Origin of the sequence: Alteribacter keqinensis (assembly GCF_003710255.1) — a bacterium.
In the GTDB taxonomy this organism is placed as follows: domain Bacteria; phylum Bacillota; class Bacilli; order Bacillales; family Salisediminibacteriaceae; genus Alteribacter; species Alteribacter keqinensis.
Genome location: NZ_RHIB01000003.1, coordinates 482008 through 501246, shown reverse-complemented (window position 1 = coordinate 501246; position 19239 = coordinate 482008). Strand labels below are relative to the sequence as shown.

Genomic DNA, 19239 nt, shown 5'->3' with positions numbered 1-19239 from the left:
GGTCATGAATACAGGATGATACAAGACATCATCAATACCGATTATTTCATACTTATATTAGCCCTCTTTTTCATTATCGGGGTTGTAACGACAAAGTTTTCCTCCCGTTTTGGGGTTCCTGCTCTTATTTTATTTATTGTCCTTGGCATGGTTGCCGGAAGTGACGGGCTCGGCCTTATTTATTTCGACAATGCTTCCTACGCACAGGTAATCGGAATCTTCGCACTCGTGGTTATTTTGTTTGAAGGGGGACTCTCAACCAAGTGGTCAACAATAAAACCCGTAGCGGTCCCTTCTCTCCTTCTTGCCACTGTTGGAGTACTGGTGACCAGTTTTACTGTCGCTGTGGTTGCAACGTTCCTTCTTGGTGTTACCTGGCTTGAAGGACTGCTGTTCGGTGCCATTGTCGGTTCTACAGATGCAGCAGCCGTTTTCGCCGCATTAAAAGGGCAAAACATTAAAGCACGGCTTGGAGCCACACTGGAAGCGGAATCGGGCACAAACGATCCGATGGCCATGTTTCTGACGCTCGCTCTTATTCAGTTAATTACAATTGAAGAAACAAACATTTTGCATACGATAGGGATGTTTTTTCTCCAGATGGGGCTTGGCCTTATCTTCGGTCTGGCACTCGGCTGGATTGCGTCGTGGGTCATTAACCGGATCAACCTCGATTCAGGGGGGCTGTATCCGATTATTGCCATGGGATTTGCTCTCTTGACCTACAGTGTAACGGCAAGCCTTGGGGGAAGCGGACTTCTGGCTGTGTATGTGGCTGCCCTTTATATCGGTAATTCAGAATTGACATACCGGCATACGATCTTCCGTTTTAACGAAGGATTTGCCTGGATGATGCAGCTTCTCATGTTCGTCATTCTCGGATTACTCGTATTTCCCGCGCAGCTGTTTACATTTGAAGTCATCCTTCACGGGTTAATTTTATCGTTTGTCTTAATCTTAATCGCCAGACCACTGGCTGTTCTTTTGTCTACGATCGGGTTTAAGTACTCCTGGAAAGAGAAAACCCTCATTTCCTGGGCCGGACTTCGTGGGGCTGTTCCGATTGTACTGGCCACATTTCCCATGATTGCTGGCCTTGAGAATGCACAGCTGTTTTTCAATGTCGTCTTTTTCGTTGTTTTAACATCAGCCTTAATCCAAGGCTCAACCATTTCTCCTTTTGCCAATAAGCTTGGTCTTACGGGACCGAAAAAAGTCACACCTCTGCACTCCCTTGAGCTCGTGTCCATCGGTCAGGCAAATGCTGAGATGGTCGAGTATGTAGTGAATGAAGAGACAGCCATTATTGGGAAGAATCTGGCTGAGATCGAATTTCCTCCGGATGTACTGATCAATGCCATCATTCGTGACGGCGAGCTCGTGACACCATATGGGGAAACGATCATTGAACAAAATGACATCCTCTATATTCTCGTTTCAAGAAAAAGCAAGAAGCAGCTCACCATCCTTTTAGGAGAACGTGAGAGTGTTCCGGAAAAATAAATGATGGTAATGAAGTCACAACAGGAACTCGTAAGTTTCAACCGCTCCTCTTTCGTGAATAAAGAAAACGTAAAGCAGTACAGAAAGGATGATAGATAATGCAATCATTACAAGGAAAGAAAGCACTGATTACTGGAGGCAGCCGGGGAATCGGCCGGGCCACCGCGATTGCTCTTGCAAAGGAAGGCGCACACCTTGGTCTCGTCGCCCGCTCAGAAGACAGTTTCGGCTCAGTAAAAGACGAACTCACCGAGCTTGGTGCCACTGTTGTCACAGCCGCCGCAGATGTAGCGAACGAAGCTGAAGTCCGGAAGGCGGTAAAAGAAATCGAAGACGAGCTTGGCGGAATCGATATTCTGATTAATAACGCCGGTATCGCTGCCAGAGGAACGTTTCAGGAGCTTACAACCGAGCAGTGGCAGAACGTCCTTGATGTGAATGTGATGGGAATTGTCCATGTAACAAAAGCAGTGCTGCCTGGGATGATTGCCCAAAACCGAGGCGACATCATTAACATTTCATCTATGTCCGGTCTCAAAGGTACAAAAGGCTCAAGCGCCTACAGCGCATCAAAGTTTGCCGTGATCGGCATGAGTGAAGGGCTCATGCAGGAAGTAAGACCTCACAACATCCGCGTAAGCGTCCTTACTCCAAGCCTCGTGGAAACAGACCTTACCCGGGGGCGGGACAACAGCGAACGGGATCCGGAGAAATTCACCCAGGCGGAGGATCTGGCGGAATTTATGGTAAGCCAGCTCAAGCTTGATCAGCGCACCTTCGTGAAAACCGCGGCGCTATGGGCAACCAATCCATTTTAAATGTGTCATTTCAGGAAACAGCTCCAGGAGGTCTTTACGCCTTTTGGGGCTGTTTCCTTGATTTTTACCCCTTTAATCGATTTATTTCTCAAACCTCCCCTCTTTCGATATGATAAGAATGAGGTGATCAACATGACTGAAACGTATGCCGTCTGGTTTCGAAGCGACTTTCGCCTGGACGACCAGGTAGCTCTGTATCATGCCATTGAAACCGTGAAACGTAATGATGCCCGGTGGTTTGCTTTTTTCCACCTGGACCCCCGTTTTACAAAAGAGATCGACCTTCATCATGATTACTTTTTTCAGACACTGAACGACTTTCGCAAGTTGTGCAAAGACCACGGTGTTCACCTGCACCTTGTATACGGAGAGCTTAAAGAGGCACTAAACCGAATAACGAAAAGGGTTTCGTCCCTTGAAGCTGTCTTTTTTAACAGAGACGATGCCGGTGAAAACAGCGTCCGGGATCAAGAAGCGATTGATTTTTTCCATAAAAAAGAGATTGAAACCTATGCATATGAAGACGCCCACCTGCACGGCCCTCACGAGGTGACAAAGCAGGACGGTGATTATTACAAGGTATTCACCCCCTATCACAAAGCGTGGAGCAAAGAGGAAAAGCCTAGATCCTATCAAGTGGACACAAAAACACTGGCAGATTATCAGGCTGAGCTAAAACCTCTCCATGAAAAAGGGGAAACGTTTTTTGAGGAAGACGTCCTCTCCCGCTGCAAAGGAGACTGGCAGGCAATCGGCCGTGAAGCGGCGCTCGACAGGCTGGAAACCTTTGTAGATGAGCGTCTAAATTACTATAAGAACGAGCGGGACATTCCTCTTAAGGCAGCCACGAGCCGGCTCAGCCCTTATTTAAAAACCGGGGTTCTTTCACCGAGGGAGGTTTACCACCATGCGGCTGCCCGCCGGGAAGAAGCCGGGGCCGGTGCTGAAACATATCTCTCAGAGCTTGCGTGGCGGGACTTTTACTATATGATTCATGCCCATCACCCTGACTCCAAAAACAAAGAACTTACGGAGAAATATACGGCCCTCAGCTGGGGGGAAGATGAAGAGTGTTTTCAGTTGTGGTCCGGAGGCATGACCGGATTCCCGATTGTGGATGCAGGGATGCGGCAGCTTAATCGGATCGGCTGGATGCACAACCGCCTCAGAATGATTACCGCTTCCTTTTTGACGAAGGACTATCTCCTCGACTGGCGCCTTGGTGAGCGGTATTTTCAGAAGAAGCTCATCGACTATGATGCGTCATCCAATATCGGAGGCTGGCAGTGGGCTGCCTCTGTTGGAACCGACGCCGTTCCTTACTTCAGGGTGTTTAACCCGACAACCCAGGGCAAACGGTTTGATACTGATGGCGACTTTATCCGCAAGTACGTGCAGGAATTAGAGAACGTGCCAAAGAAATTCATTCACGAGCCTTGGAAAATGCCAGAGGACGTGCAGAAAGAAGCAGGCTGCCTGATCGGAAAAGACTATCCTGAGCCGTCCGTTGATCACAGTGTGCAACGAAAAAAAGCGATTGAGATGTTTAAGGGAGAGGGTTAAGTGAACATTCGAAAATTAAAAGAAGACGAGCTAGACACAGCCATCCGAATGTCAGAATTCGCGTTTCAGTATGAATTAACAGAAGACGAGAGAACAGAAAGAAAAAAAGCAATGAATCCTGCGGAAACGTGGGTCATTGAAGAAGAAGGTGACATTCAGTCAAAAGCCACAGTCCTTCCTTTGAATGTCTACATTGGAGGTAAACCGTGGTCCATGGGCGGTGTTGCCGGTGTTGCCACGTGGCCCGAGCACCGCCGGTCGGGACTCGTCCGCGAATTGCTCGGGGCTGCTCTTAACGAAATGAAGGAAAAAGGACAGACCGTTTCCTTCTTGTATCCGTTCTCCATCCCTTTTTACCGCAAATTCGGCTGGGAGCTCTTTGCCGACCAGACCGTAATTACGATTCCCAGGGATAAGCTCCCTGTTCGTCGGGCGACAAAGGGAAGCGTACGCCGTGTGGAAAAGAATGACACGATTGTCGGGCCTGTTTATGATCAGTGGGCACAGAAATTCAACGGTCCTTTAAAACGTAACAGCACCTGGTGGGAGCGCTCGGTTTTTAAACGCCGGGACGGTGAGCTCGCCGTTTATTTTAACGAGGATAAAGAAGCACGGGGTTATCTTTACTATCAGGTAAAAGATGAAGTTCTCACCGTTCACCAGATCGTCTGGCTTGATCATGAGGCTCGGACAGGCCTGTGGACGTTCATCAGCAACCACGATTCCATGATCAAAGAAGCGGTTGTCACACTTCCCGGGGACGATGGAACCGTGTTTTTACTGGACGACCCCCATGTAGAGAAAAAGGTCAGTTCGTATTTTATGGCGAGAATCGTGGACGCGAAGAGCTTTCTTGAGGCGTATCCTTTTGTGACAGCGAACGAAGATGACGGGCCAGTTTTCATTCATCTGGAGGACAGCTTCTGTGAGTGGAATAATGGCACGTATGTGATCAAACCGGCTGCTGGTGGCGGTGAACCGGTCCACGTGACCCATCATCATAAGCCGGAACAGGGGGCGAGCTGTGCACACCCGCCAAAACGTGGTCTTACAATGACCGTCAATACCCTGTCTGCCCTGATGCTCAATGCCCAGCCTGCCGGCGTTCTTTACGATGCCGGCCTTATTACCGGGCGAAAAGAAGAAGTGGTGCGTTTAGCCGGCATGATTCCGGACCGTAAGCCGTTCTTTTATGATTTTTTCTGAAATTAATTTCTTTTGTGCCTCATCCTAAGAAAAAAACGACATGGAGAAACATAATCTCCATGTCGTTTATCTATGATTGATCAGCAGGATAGAAATTCCAGTTTTACTAACACCTGCATTGGGGTCATCTTTTCAGGCCTCCTGAAACGTCTTTGATTAACCTGCCTTCCCTCTGCACACAACGTAGCCTTTGGCTTTGAGTAAGGAATACAGGTTTTTAACGGTCTTTCTGTTTCCGTCCCGGTAGTTGGTATTCTCCAGCAGGTCCTCAACCGCTGCAAGTTCTTCCCACGGAACAAGAGCTGAATGAAGCTTTCTGCCATTATCCTTGGCATCATTTTTGTTTTCAATCGTTTGTTTCGTATCCCAGTTGTTCGTAAAGTGAAAAGCGCACCAGCGGGCATGTTCTGATTTTGCCAGCTGTTCCATTACCCCCTCTAATGCTTCATGGTACTCTTTTTCATCAACGATCTCGTCTTTTTGAGGATCAATCTTGTCTCTTCGTTTTTTATGAAAGTTTAACTCATTGAGCTTTGTTTCAATGTGATCCGCCTGGGCACGGTTGGAATTCTTGTGAAAAAGACTGAGTTCCTCCCAGGAGGGGCCTCCGCCTTCGTTCGTTTCGCAATAATAGTCGTGTATTTCTTCTGCCAGTTCATCGAGGCGGTGGTTAATAATCACATCCTCACTGGCAATGTTCTGCAGGTCTCCGAACCGGTACATCGTTTTAAACTGCTTCACATTCTGGTCCACCCACTCAGCAATGTTCACATCACGCTCCATATGGATCGCAACCGGAATCGTGTGGTACTGTTCCCAGAAGAAAAGGCCGTTAATAAAATCAATATGGTCTGAGGATAAGCTCACTGCGATGTAGGTGATCGGCTTCGTTTCCTCTAAACGCAGTTCGGTGAGATCCGTGATGGTCTCAACGTCTATTGTAATCACCTTCATGGTGCACACGCGGTCAATAAACTTATACCGTTTACGAAAGCTCTTAATCTTATAATCTGCCTCTTTATCAATGATCGTCACGTGGAGTTTTTTTCCGTCCATAAAATGACTCAGCCTGGCTGCCTGGAGGAGGATGTGCTGGCCGGTCTTTCCGAATCCCACAATGAGGAGGTGGACAGCCTCGCCTTTCGCTTTATGCTTATATAACGGGTGATGACGGAACAGTACTTTGGCCGTTGTTTCATAGAGGTTGAAGATTTCCAGATCAAGGCTGTTTTTCGTTTTGCTGTGGTTGTTAATTTCCTTTTCGAACTCTTCAATCACTTTATGAAACTTAGGGTCAACGATGTGTATGCAGCACCTTGTTTTTCTTGTTGTGAATGTTTTACGCTGTTTAAAAATCGAGGTGGTCTTGATAAGTGCTTCAATGTTTAACGTGTCGTTCTTTGTCATCATCAGAAGATGTCTGCAGTTGATGACATTTGCCTTCTCCAAGGTCCTGTAATCAAGAAAGTCCCCTTCGATCACAACCGCCCCGTTTCTTCTAAGCACACCGATAAATTCATTTTGATGGTCTTTTTCGATCACAATAACCTTTTTGTGGTCTTTTCGCAGGTCTAGTGCCAGTTCTTTAGCAGCCTCATTCAATCCGCAAATGACGTAGTGATTACCGACAATACCTATTAATCTGCTTTTGAACGTTTCTGTTGTAATGTTATAGATTTTGTTCAGCACAGCAGAAAGAATAAAGAGAACGGCAAACCAGCGGGCGATCTCGAGGGAAAACGGAACTTCCGTGGTATCCAGGTTAAGGAAGAATAACTTCACTGTGGCATACAGACTCTCAAAAAAGACGTGAAACCCATTGCCATCAATGAGTTCGAAAAAGCTCGGCACTCCTGTAAGAATGACAACCGCAAAAGATATTTTCTGAAGTCGGTTGTGCCGGGGCACTTTTAACCAGTTCAGGATAATGATAAATGTAAAAAGCAAACCAAGAGCCAGTATGTTTGCATAAGGTCCCTCACTGTATTCAGGGTGAAACAGAAAAACAAACGCAGCTCCGCCTGAAAGGAAAGCGGCAGTGCTGAGCAGCCATACGTGCAACGTTGTTAATTTTTCATTAAACAATCTTCAATCTCCCCACATCGTCTGTTCAATTCTTTTTATCGATTGTATACCCGAGTGCCATAATGGCTTTTAAGGTATTCATTGCTGTGATCCGGTCATACCTTTTTTCTGAATCTGACAGACATTCATATTCTATAAGGCTCGGGTGCTCCAGTTTTTCGTCGTCCCGTTTCGGTCCATAGGTCCAGCCGTTTCTCATTCTTTCTTCCGCCCACAGGTCATGGGTATTTTTTGCAAGTTCTTCGGTCAGTTTTTCTACATCTTCAGGCAGCGTAATATGATCGGTATTGATCGGCTTTGGCTTATAGGTCATGATTTAAACACCTCTGTTTATGTATGTTCCAATTATACCTTAATTTGTATTATTTACAAATTGGCAATGTTAAAAAGCTCTGGTAAACTTTCCTGTTGAATTCGCACTTTCCACGGGCGGTTCGATTCGACGTTTGCATCTGCGGGGCCTCCTCGAAACCGGCTTCTACTATCGTGCTTTCATTCCACTTTATCAATAAAAAACCGGAGGCTGGGACAAAAGTGTTTTAGTCAACGAGAATCCGAACGAATCATATGCGGTGCAAATAAATCGCTCCTGAAATATACTTCGCTTTCCGCGGAAAGCAGGTTACCCTCCTCCAGCATACCTGCTTCTTCCTCTGCCAGCTAACCTTTGCAGCTGTCTGCGTCGAAGCAACTCGTCGCATTTTCATGAAGTAAATGCTCGTCACTGTGGGGTCTCACCTTTGCTTTTCATCCCGCAGGAGTCTGCGTATATTTCATCCGCTATGTTAGCGCATTGTTCGGATTATCAGCTAAACCCTTTCTTTATGTCCCAGCCTCCGGCCACTTACGGGAGTGTGTTACTCCCACATCTTCCTCATCGCTTTAATCGAGCCTTCACTTTTGCTGTATCGGAACGGCAGGTCAAATTTATTTGTCTGCTTCAGGACGCTTTTCTCATGTGAGAACGTTTCAAAGCTCGACCTCCCGTGATAGGCACCCATGCCGCTTTCCCCGACACCGCCGAATGGAAGATGAGGTGTCGTGATGTGCATGAGTGTATCGTTGACACATCCTCCGCCGAAGCTCAGGTTCTCAAGAATAAGAGATTCGGTCTGTTTTTTCTCCGTAAACAGATACAGAGCAAGAGGGTGCGGCCGTTTGCGTACTAAGTCGATCACTTCGTACTCATCTTCAAAGCTGATCAGCGGCAGAATCGGTCCGAAAATCTCTTCCCCCATCACATCGTCATCAAAGGTAACGTTATCCATAATCGTCGGTTCGATGAACAGCTCTTCTCTGTTATGAGCGCCGCCGTAAACGATTTTATCAGGATCAAGAAGTGCCGTAATCCGGTCATGGTGTTTTTCGTTTACAATACGCGGGTATTCCTTGTTTTCTTCGACACCTATGCCGTAAAATTTCTTGATATACTTCACCAGGTATTTATAAAGCTTTCGCTTCGCTTTTTCCTGAACGAGGATGTAATCCGGTGCCACACAAGTCTGCCCTGCGTTGATAAACTTGCCCCAGACGATTCGCTTGGCTGCCAGCTTCACATCCGCGTCCTTCATCACAATAGCCGGACTTTTCCCGCCGAGTTCCAGCGTCACCGGGGTCAGGTGTCTGCTCGCCGCCTCCATGACTTTTCGGCCTACGTCAACACTTCCCGTAAAGAAAATGTAGTCCGTGTTTTGTTCGAGAAGGCCCTTTGCAACGGACGCATCCCCTTCTCTTACGGCGATGAAGTCTTCTTCGAACGTGTCTTCAATAATCTCCCGGACCACGGCGCTTGTGTGAGGCGTCATTTCTGAAGGCTTCAAAATAGCTGTGTTTCCCGCCGCAATGGCTCCGATGAGTGGTGCCATCACGAGGTGAAACGGATAGTTCCACGGTCCGATAATGAGCGTTACACCATATGGCTCTTTATAAATAAAGCTGGTCGATCCCACATGGGTAATGGCCGTCTTTTCTTTGCGGGGCTTTACCCAGTCATCGATGTTTTTTGTCGCATCCTTAATTTCGCTGTACAAAAAGCCGATCTCAGAAAGAAAAGCTTCCCTTCTCGATTTGCCCAGGTCTCTCCATGCGGCATCCATAATGTCGTCTTCCCGTCTTTTAATCGCGCTTTTCAGCTTCTGCAGCTGTTCTACGCGGAACGATACTTTCCTTGTTGCGCCTGTATAAAAAAAGCGGCGCTGCTTGTCCACCAGTGTTTTGAATTCCCCACTCATCGTGATTCCTCCTACCTTCTTTTCCGCTTACGTTCATTGGATTTTTTCATTTTCACCGACGCTGTCGCCGGTTGCTTTTTAATCCATTTTAAAAATTTCTTTATCTTTTCATCGTCACGGAGACGCTCAATGGTTCCGAGCCGGAGTGCGAGTTCCTGATTGGTGTAAAGGTTATGAATCTGCCTGTGGCAGGGGGAGCACAGCATCCCTGTTTCCAGATGAGTTCCTCCCTCTTCTTTTGGAATGAGGTGGTGCTCCGTCAGCCTTGCCCCTTCCCGTAAACATAACTCACATGTACCAGTCTGCCCCTTCATCCAACGCGCTCCTTTTTTCCAGCATGCTTATTCTTATATTATGTTAAAAAGCCACTGATCTACAACTTTTTCGTTTTTTTCTACTGTAGAGGATCACGTGCGGTTCCATGCTTAATCACATCATAAATCGCTTTTCCGTCACTCGGGTTTCCGTCTCCGTAGTCGACGGGCAGAAGAGAGAAAAAGGTAAAATACAAGGAGAAATAGACAAATTGATAAAAGAGGATATGCGGCTCCAGCAATCCCATATGAATGGAAGAATTGATTACGATCACGGTTGCAATATTAAAAAGGGGCCCACCGAGATATACAATTGTATGGGACCATTTGTTACTTACGCTTAACTTATCGATCTGGCACCAGGAATCAAGGAAATAAACGCGCCTGACTTCGATCCCGCCTAATTTAAACAATATTTTTCCACGGCCGAGGCAAAATTTTATTTTCCCGCCGAACAAACGGGTAAATAAATAGTGGCCAAGCTCGTGGATCAGGGACACGAGAGGTAATATGACAAAAAACGCCCAGATCGCTGTGGGAACATCTGACCAGCCAAACACGGTGCTTTCACCCTTTCACATATAAGTACTTCTCCTATTTCCAATACGTTTACCTGTTAAACGTGCGTTATGTGGAAAAATCTCAAACCAGGATTGTTGTTAAACAAAAAGCTGCTTCCGGTTTTTTTCCGAAAACAGCCTGATTACTCTATTTATCCCTTGGTTCTGAAAAGAAATACTCGACTGCCTGCTTCAGATTCTGGTAAACTTTGATCCGGTCAAAATCCAGATCTACCTGGGAAAAATCAGCGGCAATTTCATGACGTACACCTGTAAGAATCACGTCTACACCGAGGACGCGGAGCACTTCGATGAGGCGGATAATAATATCGCCGAGTTCTTCGTCCAGAGTCCGGATCGCTGACAGGTTGATGGCAAGTTTTGAGAATCGCTTCTCCCTGCAGATCTGGGCTGTTTTTTCCACAATGACCCACTTCTGCTCATCTCGAAGAATCGGTGGCAGGGGCAGCACGCCGATCGTATCGGAAAGAGGCACCACATTCACCGTCATGTCGATAATCATTTTCTTCAGTTCTTTTTCCTGTCTGGCGTGCTCCGTCAGATCCTCAAACCTGGTCATCACATATTTCTCGCCTTCATGCTCAAATCTTTTGGAAACAGAGTCTAGAAAAAGGATCTCTCCTCCGAGCTTGTGTGTTACTTTCTTACTAAACTTCCTGAAGTCATTGTCGATCATTTCCGTTACAACTTGGTTCTCCTGCGGGGTGTCAGTAAACACGTCGTGGAGATGCTTTCCTACAATGTCTTCGCTTTTGAGTTCAAAAAGCTCCTCGTAAGCATCATTTACATAGCTGATTATATAATCTTCAGTGTTAATAATAACTGGTTGCTGCATCTGATTAAGTGCTTCCTTGAACATGTTATTAGCACCCTCCTGGTTTCAGTTCCAATCCTTGCCTATTAATCTTCTTTCCATTGTAAAGGAAATAAAGGCACAAGAGAAGGAAATTGATAAATTCCCATAGTTTGTGAGGTTTGATTTTGGTTCATTTTGTTGACTATTGAGGTTGGATTATGTAAAATCGGGTTATACTAACGATCGTTCGTTTTTTGTATTGACCACATAAGGAGTGACGATAGATGCCATCTCGGACAGCGGAAAAAATTAAACAGGTGTCCCTCCGCCTTTTTGCCCAGGAGGGGTACGATGGAGCCAGCCTGTCAAAGATTACTGATGAAGTGGGAATCCGCAAATCTTCCCTGTATAACCATTTTAAAAATAAAGAGGCGTTGTTTTTAACACTTGTTGATGATGTTTATGCCCGTTACGTCGCCGAGCTGAATGAGACCGTCCATGAAGGGGCGGATGATGAGAGTGTGGACACCACCCTTCACAAGGCGTTTATCATGACCACCGATTTTTTGCGGAAAGAAGAGGTGGGAAGGTTTTATATGCATTTTTTACTGTTTCCCCCAAAGGATCTGAAGCTTTCTGTCCATGAGCGTTTTTTGCGTTTTGAAGAAGAACTCAACCTTGTCCTGCTTCCGGTTATTACCCGTGGAATGAACGACAGGGCAATCGAAAAAAGCAGTCCGGCTGACGTTTTGGACGCTTTTTACTGCGTGTTGGACGGGATTTCAGCCCAGATGTTTTATTATGATCCGGATACGGTCAACAGGAAGCGGCAGCACGCATGGAACGTGTTCTGGCGGGGTATCCGGGCTGATTAAGAGAGGTGCTTGATGATGTTTGATCTGCTATGGCAGTATATACTGGTTTTCTTGATGGCCGCCCTCCCGTGGCTTGAGATCCTTTTTGTTATCCCTATCGGTATCGGGATGGGGCTTAACCCTTTTGGGGTGGGCATTGTCTCCTTTGCCGGCAACTTTATTCCTGTGGTTCTGATTGTGTATTTACTCAAATGGTTTCAGACGACCAGGCTCTATACGAATTGGAAAAGCAGGCGTGAGGAGAAAAAAGCCGTAAAGCTTGCGGCACAGACGGAGCAGGACGAGGAGCAGCTGATGAAAAAGCAACGGAGGGCAGAGCGGGCACACCGGATTTTTGAAAAATACGGTCTTCCGGGCCTCGCTCTTCTCGGCCCTCTTCTTACGGGTATTCATCTGGCTGCGGTTATCGCTTTATCGTTAAAAGCGAATAAGCACGCCACCACAGTGTGGATGGGGGCAAGTCTCGCGGCATGGACCGTGTTTCTCACCATTGCTGCATACTATGGGTTTGATTTTATTTTGTAGGGAGCCTGTTGGACGGTTTAAATGACCGCATGCCTAAGCGTAAAATTCGTTGCTCTAAGTGTAAGATAGTTGTCTAACCGTAAAATAGATTTGCATATGTGTAGAATACGTGAATTTCCCACGCTAACTGTAAAATACGGCTGTCTAAGTGTAAAATTCGCTGCTCTAAGTGTAAAATTCGTTGCTCTAAGTATAAAATACGTTTGCCAAACCGTAAATTAAGCTTCCCTAAGTGTAAGATACGTTTGCCCAATTGCTTAATTAACAACTTGGCTCTGGTTTCATAAATAATCCCGGGAGAAGAAAGCGTCTCCCGGGATTATTTTACGTGTTGCATCCTCTTGCATCCACCGGCCAACGGTCGGCGATCGTATCCCCTTCCACCACTAGATAGTGGTCGTAGAGATTCACGGCTGTACAGGCATGATTGGGGATGATGCGGATCACCTCATCCGTGATGGCTGGTGCTCCGTCGGGAAAATCGAGAATACCGTGTTCCTCGGATAACCGGGTCAGTGATTTCCCCGCCAAGGTTACAGGTTCCACAATGGTCCCGAAGCCGGTTACCGAGGCGTTGCCGTGAGCCCCTTTTTCAAGTGTGAGGGATTTGCTGCCGGCATCGACGATCAGCCTGTCTTTTTTCCCGCTCACCACCGAGGCGGTTACAGTAAGGGCACATTCATCCATTGTGCACACGCCAAGCCCCTCCTGGACGCCGTCGAAGAACACGGCATTCCCGGGTCTCACTTCTGTAATTCCATCATAAGCCCCGCTCCATTCATAGGTGGGGGTGCTTCCAACACTCCGATTCTCGATGGGAAACCCTGCGTTTTCACACGCCTCTGCCGACCGGACAACGGCCTCTGCTTCCTCTTTCGCGATCCGCTCCCGGTCTTCCTGTGCGCCGGCGCCATAGGCATGACCTGCGTGGGTGTAAAGACCGGTCACCTGGAGCGCCTGAAGCGGGGCAATGTCTTTTACAAGGGAGACGGCTTCTTCTCCGGGGTCTACTCCGCACCGGTTCAGTCCGCTGTTTACTTTTACCCACACTTCAACTCGCATGCCAGCCGTTGCTGCCGCCTCATCAAGTCTCCCTGCCTGTACAATGTCATCAATGGTTGCAATGAGCCTGCCCCGCTTTGCAAGCGCAACAAAACGGGCAATTTTCTCTTCGCTTCTTAAGGGAAAAGCAACAAGAAGATCGTCAAAGCCAGCGTTTTGAAATACCTCTGCTTCGGAGAGCGTCGCAACGGTGAGTCCAGTGGCACCGGCGTGGATCTGCCTTTTTGCCACCTCAAGGCTTTTGTGGGTTTTGATATGCGGCCTCAACTTCACGTTGTTCTTCCTGGCTGATGCAGCCATTCTTTCGATGTTCCGGTTCATTTTCTCAAGGTCGAGGACGAGAACCGGCGTAGGAGCTTCCTTCCATGTTTTCATAAAAAACCCTCCATTCTTTTAGTAAACTATGTAAGTTTCACTGAACGCATTGACATGAGTGCGTTTCTTTAGTAGATTTTTTCGTTGTACTATCGGAAGTGCTAATATAAAGGAGGCAGGTCCCATGCAAACCATCACATACAGCCAACCGCCCCTCGATTCAGACAATCAGGACGTAACCGTGCTTTTGGACGGTGACCATACAGGAAGCATGAAGCGTTTTTTCCCGACGAAAGTTCATGATGTCATGAACCAGATCGTTCCGAACCAGTGGGCACATCTGACGTTCACGACCCTGTCAGGGATGGAGTTTACCATCGTGCAGTCGAACGGGTTTATCCCGAACAAGCCCCGTCACTGGAATGTTCTTGACGGGACACAGATTGTGGGAAAAATTAAGGAAGAAACGACCCACCAGGCTCAGGTTCACACCCTTACCTACACGAGCCATGATCGTCTGATTACGATGAAAAAAGGGCACATAGCCGGGTCATCCAAAAAGGGCGTCCTTGAGGTAAAAGACGGTGGCGGGTCCGCGGACTTGACTTTTAAAGCCGAAAGCGATTTTATCCGCAACGGCATCACTACTGCCCACACCGTAACCGTTCAACAACAGGCGGACGATCCCCTGCTCATTGCAGCTATGAATTATTTATTAAGGTTAACAGACAAGAACTAAAATGGGAAAGCCTGACCCGGCGCGGGTCGGGCTTTTTTCGTTGGCTGTTTTTTCGGCGGGCGGGGTCGGTGGATAGGCGGTGCGGTGCGTTTAAACACGTTAGGTGCGGCTTTACACGGGTTAGGATGCGATTTAAACACGTTGTTAGCGGTTTTAAACAGGTTAGAACTCCTTTTAAACAGGTTAGCCGGTTTTCTCCCCCAACCACCTCGCTTTCCCCCGGGTTGCGCTCACGCATTAACACCTTAGCCACCCTATCCCACAAAAAAACAGGCCTCCCGATCAGGGAGACCCGCGCTTTATTATGCTACTTCTTTTGACACCATATCCACTTCGAACGGCTGATCTTTTCCGAGTTCTTTACGCAATTTCAGCGAGAAGAGGACAATGATGATAACGGTGGCGATGGCGGCTCCGATCAGGGAGACGTTCATCGGAAGACCGAAGCCGATCTCGGCGTTCAGGATATAGGTTGTCGTAACCATTGTCATAAAGGTTGCCGGAAGACTGGCAATCCAGTGATTTTTCTTTTGAAGGGCCAGGTACATGGCGCCGATCCAGAGGGCGATCATAGCTGTACTCTGGTTTGCCCAGGAGAAGTAGCGCCACAGGAGTGTGAAGTCAATCTGCGTCAGTGCAACAGAGATCACAAACATCGGCAGGGCAATGAACAGACGGTTCATCTTCTTGATTTGACCAATGTTGAAGTAGTCCGCGAGAATCATTCGGGCACTACGGAAGGCTGTGTCACCGGATGTGATCGGAAGAATGATGACCCCGATGATCGCAAGTGTACCACCGATGGCACCGAGCATCACAAGACTTACTTCACTTACAACAGCAGCTGGTCCGCCTTCTGCAATGAGGGCGTTCAAATCTGTGCCGTGGAACAGGGCCATGGCAGCGGCTGCCCAGATCATGGCGATGACGGCTTCAGTAATCATCATCCCGTAAAAAATCTTACGTCCCTGTTTTTCATTTTGAGTGGTACGTGAAATAATCGGCGACTGGGTTGCATGGAATCCACTCAACGCTCCACAGCTGATTGTGAGGAACAGCAGCGGGAAAATGGCCAGTCCTTCTGGGTGCATATTTGAGAAGCTTAATTCAGGAATCGGAGCACCTGTAACCACAAGTCCGCCTCCGATACCCAGTGCACTCAGAACAAGGAGTGCCCCGAAGATCGGATACACGCGGCCGATGATTTTATCGATCGGCAGCATCGTCGCAATGATGTAGTAGATAAAAATCAGAGTGATGATAAGCCCCATCGTTACCCAGCCTGGCGTGAGGTTGTCGATCAACGCAGCCGGCGCTGTGACGAACACCGTACCTACGAGAAGCAGCAGCAGGACCGCAAAGCCGTTTACTACATGCTTCATCACTTTACCGAGAAACTTCCCGGCAAGCTCAGGCAGGTGGGCTCCTTTGTTTCGAATCGAGATCATTCCGGTTAAATAATCATGGACTGCTCCGGCAAAAATCGCCCCGAGGACGATCCATAAAAACGCAACGGGACCGTATAAGGCACCGAGGATTGGACCAAAAATCGGACCGACGCCGGCGATGTTTAACAGCTGAATCATAGAGTTTCGTTTCGTTCCCATCGGCACGTAGTCGACACCGTCCTGGTTTGCATAGGCAGGAGTCGGACGCGCCTCCTTTACACCAAATATTTTTTCAACAAACTTTCCATATGTGAAATAACCAATCACTAATATAACGATGGAGATTAAAAATGTAATCATGAGTGCTTCACCTCGTGCGTTCATTTTGAATACGTTTTCATTATAGCGCGAAAACAATAAAGAAAGCTGTTTTCGTCGTAACATGTCGAAAACGGCTCTTCACGTGTCGTAAATGACGCTTCAGATGACAGCGGTTTCAGTACGGGGATTTTTTTGCTTCTCGTTTCGTTAACAAAAGAGCTTTAACGGAGTTCGTCCGTCAAAGCTCGAGCTTCTGCCGCAGTTCTTTTACATAGTTCCGGCTCACGGGAATGTCGCCCGTGCCCCCGCGCATTTTCACCTGGTAGGCGCCGTTCAGCCAAGGGGTGAGGGACTCGACCCGCTCCAGGTTTACGAGATACCCTTTGTGTGTTCTGAAAAAGGAATGGGCGGCGAGTTTTTCTTCAAGTTCACGGAGCGTGAGGCGGCTGGAATAGCAGCGCTCGCCTGTGCACACTTTCGTTTCCTTCCCTTCCCGGAAGCAGTAATCGATCTCTTCCGGGGTCAGGTAGGTGATGGTTTCATCGTGTTCCACGGCCAGGCGGGACACCTTTTTTGACGGCATTTCGGATGCCGTTTTGTATAAAGAACGGATCCGCTCCACCGTTTCTTCGAGCTGTTCTTCGTCGAAGGGCTTGAGGAGGTAGTCAAGGGCCTCCAGGCGAAAGGCGTTGACGGCATAGTCCGGGTACGCTGTAGCAAACACAACTGCGGGGACTTTTTTGAGCTGCTGGAGGGCCTTGGCCAGTTCCACGCCGCTCATCTCGGCCATTTCGATATCCAGAAAGATCACGTCGGGACTCAGCTTCAGGCTGAGCTCCAGACCTTCTTCTCCGGATCCTGCCTGTCCGACTACCTCCATATCTTTATACTCCGATAATAAGTGAGCGAGTTCATCTCTGCTAAGAGGTTCATCGTCTACGATTACGACACGGATCATTTCCTTTCTCCTCCTTTCACCACGTCAAACCAGACGCGTGTGCCGTTTTCTTCTCGGCTTTCCACGTGAAGTTCGCTTGCTTCTCCGAACATGAGAACGAGCCTGCGGTTGACGTTGTACAAACCAAGTCCGGTTCCTTCCTGTGATTCCACCGGCTGCTTTTTGACTTCCTTGAGGCGCTCCTTGCCTATGCCGGCGCCGTTATCTGTTACTTCGATACGAAAGGCTCCGCTGTCCTGGATTTTGACGTGGATACCGAGTTCGAAAAAGCCGTTTCTTTTTTTACCCTCAAAGCCGTGTTTCATGGCATTTTCCACCAGGGGCTGGAGCGTCATGGACGGGACGGTGATGGTCATGGCCGTTTCGTCCAAGTCGTAGGTGACTTTGAGGCGGTCCTGAAAGCGGGCTTCCTGGATGGCCATATAGGCTCGGACGTGGTTGAGCTCGTCTGTTAGTGTGGCCTGCTCCCGCTTCATGCTTGTCAGGTTCTGCCTCAGGTAACGAGACAGGTGGAGCAGAAGCTTGCGGGCGTTTGCCGGGTCGATGCGGATCATGGAGATGATCACGTTCAGGGCGTTAAAGAGAAAGTGCGGGCTCACCTGGGCCTGGAGCGCCTTCACTTCGGCCTCACCCGCGAGAGCCTTGAGTTCGTCGACCCGGGCAAGTTCGAGCTGGTTGCTTAAAAATAAGGACACGCCTTTTACGAGCTCCCGTTTGGTCGGGGTGATCTCTTTTTCCGAGCTCACGTAAAACTTGAGGGTGCCGATCGTGTCCCCTTCCTGCTTGAGGGGGACGATGATGCCGGACCGGATCGGGCAGCGGGGTTCACTGCAGGCAATGTCCTCTTCTTTTGCTTCGATGATGCTGCCTGTTTCGATCACCTCTTTTGTGGCGGGCGTCTGGATCTCGCTCCCCACCGGATGGTGATCTTTGCCCTGGCCTTCGAATGCGAGAATCCGGGTTTTGTCGGTGATCGACACGGCTACAGCGCCGACTTCTTTTACTAGAATGGCACATGTTGCTTTTGCGGACTCCGGTGTGAGGCCTTTCCGGAGGTGGCCCACAGTCCGGTCGGCAATACGGAGGGCGCGCTCGGTCTGGGCGGCGCCGATCCGCTCTTCTTCCCGGAGGACGCTTCTGATGATCAGGACAAAAATCATCGCTCCCACACCGTTGGCAAGGATCATAGGCATGCCGATCATCTGAACAAGGGCCAGGGCCTGGTCAAAGGGTGTGGCCACGACCAGAATGATGCCCATCTGGATCGCTTCGCAAAGAGCGCCGACGCCGAGGGCTGCCGGGAGTGAGACGATCCGTTTCTTTTTTACAAACCGGTGGACGAGTCCGGCGAGCATGCCGGCGACCACAGCGGAGATGCCGCACGCAAAGGCGGTGTAGCCACCGAGGGCATAGCGGTGCGCGCCGGCGATGATGCCGGCTCCTGTACCGACTCGCCAGCCGCCTAGAAGTCCGGCCACGACGATCCCGATGACCCGGGAGTTGGCGAGGGCTTCGTCTTCATTGAGGTCCCACGTCCAGACGGAAAAGGTCTGCTGGTTCGGGCTCACGGCGAGTCCGGTGTAGGTGCCGATGATGCCGAACAAGCCGAAGAGGATGGTGATTTTCAGGCGCTGGGTGAATGTGACATCGTAGCGGTCCAGTATTTGGCGAAAGTATGAAATCCGGGTCATGATGAAGGCGACCATGACGATGATGCCAAGGCGCTCCAGCATGAGGACGAGCAGTTCCCACATAGGCGGTCTCCTTTATGTATTTTTCTTACTATGTCCGATTATCCACAGTACATGATAGAGGATTTGGCGCGGGATGGGAAGAGGTGTGTGGGAGCGGGGGGCGGTGGCTTTGATCGAGTTAGACGGGCATTTAATCAAGTTAGCAGGCCGTTTAGACGAGTTAGCACTAGTTTTAAACAAGTTAGCATCACATTTAAACAAGTTA

General features: G+C 48.6%; 17 protein-coding genes. 7 read left to right on the top strand and 10 right to left on the bottom strand.

From position 1 onward, the window contains the following. Positions 1-15 precede the first annotated feature (15 nt). From EBO34_RS17830 to EBO34_RS17815, 4 genes are all read left to right on the top strand, one after another. On the top strand, positions 16-1503 hold the full coding sequence (locus EBO34_RS17830; protein WP_122901102.1) for a potassium/proton antiporter: 1488 nt from the start codon (positions 16-18) through the stop codon (positions 1501-1503). A 98-nt stretch (positions 1504-1601) separates the two neighbouring features. After that, the gene (locus EBO34_RS17825) at positions 1602-2321 is read left to right on the top strand and encodes a 3-ketoacyl-ACP reductase (protein WP_122901100.1); all 720 of its coding nucleotides are present in this window, start codon (positions 1602-1604) and stop codon (positions 2319-2321) included. Positions 2322-2453: 132 nt separating this feature from the next. Next, on the top strand, positions 2454-3884 hold the full coding sequence (locus tag EBO34_RS17820; protein WP_122901098.1) for a cryptochrome/photolyase family protein: 1431 nt from the start codon (positions 2454-2456) through the stop codon (positions 3882-3884). Further along, positions 3885-5090, top strand: coding sequence for a GNAT family N-acetyltransferase (locus EBO34_RS17815; protein WP_122901096.1), 1206 nt, complete (start codon positions 3885-3887; stop codon positions 5088-5090). It begins immediately after the preceding gene. Between the two features lie 156 nt (positions 5091-5246). Here the strand turns inward: EBO34_RS17815 and EBO34_RS17810 are convergent, their stop codons facing one another. The 6 genes from EBO34_RS17810 to EBO34_RS17785 all read right to left on the bottom strand — a co-directional run bounded on the left by EBO34_RS17810 (position 5247) and on the right by EBO34_RS17785 (position 11160). Then, the gene (locus tag EBO34_RS17810; RefSeq protein WP_122901094.1) at positions 5247-7175 is read right to left on the bottom strand and encodes an NAD-binding protein; all 1929 of its coding nucleotides are present in this window, start codon (positions 7173-7175) and stop codon (positions 5247-5249) included. A 25-nt stretch (positions 7176-7200) separates the two neighbouring features. Then, a complete protein-coding gene (locus EBO34_RS17805) occupies positions 7201-7488 on the bottom strand; it encodes a RyR domain-containing protein (RefSeq protein ID WP_122901092.1) in 288 nt (95 codons plus the stop codon). A 544-nt stretch (positions 7489-8032) separates the two neighbouring features. Next, positions 8033-9406, bottom strand: coding sequence for an aldehyde dehydrogenase (locus EBO34_RS17800; protein WP_122901090.1), 1374 nt, complete (start codon positions 9404-9406; stop codon positions 8033-8035). A gap of 11 nt (positions 9407-9417) precedes the next feature. After that, positions 9418-9720 (bottom strand): HNH endonuclease, encoded by a 303-nt coding sequence (locus tag EBO34_RS17795; protein WP_122901087.1) that lies wholly within the window; start codon positions 9718-9720, stop codon positions 9418-9420. An 80-nt stretch (positions 9721-9800) separates the two neighbouring features. Further along, positions 9801-10280, bottom strand: coding sequence for a site-2 protease family protein (locus EBO34_RS17790; RefSeq protein WP_122901085.1), 480 nt, complete (start codon positions 10278-10280; stop codon positions 9801-9803). A gap of 148 nt (positions 10281-10428) precedes the next feature. Further along, the gene (locus tag EBO34_RS17785; RefSeq protein WP_122901083.1) at positions 10429-11160 is read right to left on the bottom strand and encodes a PAS domain S-box protein; all 732 of its coding nucleotides are present in this window, start codon (positions 11158-11160) and stop codon (positions 10429-10431) included. A gap of 221 nt (positions 11161-11381) precedes the next feature. On the opposite strand from EBO34_RS17785, the gene EBO34_RS17780 reads away from it, so the two are divergent. Continuing rightward, positions 11382-11972 carry a TetR/AcrR family transcriptional regulator gene (locus tag EBO34_RS17780; protein WP_122901080.1) on the top strand — a complete coding sequence of 197 codons (591 nt, stop codon included), beginning with the start codon at positions 11382-11384 and terminating at the stop codon, positions 11970-11972. A 12-nt stretch (positions 11973-11984) separates the two neighbouring features. Further along, positions 11985-12497 (top strand): small multi-drug export protein, encoded by a 513-nt coding sequence (locus EBO34_RS17775; RefSeq protein WP_122901078.1) that lies wholly within the window; start codon positions 11985-11987, stop codon positions 12495-12497. A 324-nt stretch (positions 12498-12821) separates the two neighbouring features. Here EBO34_RS17775 and EBO34_RS17770 read toward each other — a convergent pair whose 3' ends face one another. Beyond that, positions 12822-13934: an alanine racemase gene (locus EBO34_RS17770; RefSeq protein WP_122901076.1), complete on the bottom strand. Its 1113-nt coding sequence runs from the start codon at positions 13932-13934 to the stop codon at positions 12822-12824. A 124-nt stretch (positions 13935-14058) separates the two neighbouring features. Here EBO34_RS17770 and EBO34_RS17765 point away from each other — a divergent pair, with 124 nt between their 5' ends. After that, positions 14059-14613, top strand: coding sequence for a hypothetical protein (locus EBO34_RS17765; RefSeq protein ID WP_122901074.1), 555 nt, complete (start codon positions 14059-14061; stop codon positions 14611-14613). Between the two features lie 302 nt (positions 14614-14915). Here the strand turns inward: EBO34_RS17765 and EBO34_RS17760 are convergent, their stop codons facing one another. From EBO34_RS17760 to EBO34_RS17750, 3 genes are all read right to left on the bottom strand, one after another. Then, entirely contained in the window at positions 14916-16361 is a 1446-nt protein-coding gene (locus EBO34_RS17760; RefSeq protein WP_122901072.1) for a carbon starvation CstA family protein, read from the bottom strand. A gap of 199 nt (positions 16362-16560) precedes the next feature. Further along, positions 16561-17280 (bottom strand): LytR/AlgR family response regulator transcription factor, encoded by a 720-nt coding sequence (locus tag EBO34_RS17755; protein ID WP_122901070.1) that lies wholly within the window; start codon positions 17278-17280, stop codon positions 16561-16563. Beyond that, the gene (locus EBO34_RS17750; RefSeq protein ID WP_122901068.1) at positions 17277-19034 is read right to left on the bottom strand and encodes a sensor histidine kinase; all 1758 of its coding nucleotides are present in this window, start codon (positions 19032-19034) and stop codon (positions 17277-17279) included. The genes EBO34_RS17755 and EBO34_RS17750 overlap by 4 nt, the downstream gene beginning before the upstream one ends. Positions 19035-19239 lie beyond the last annotated feature (205 nt).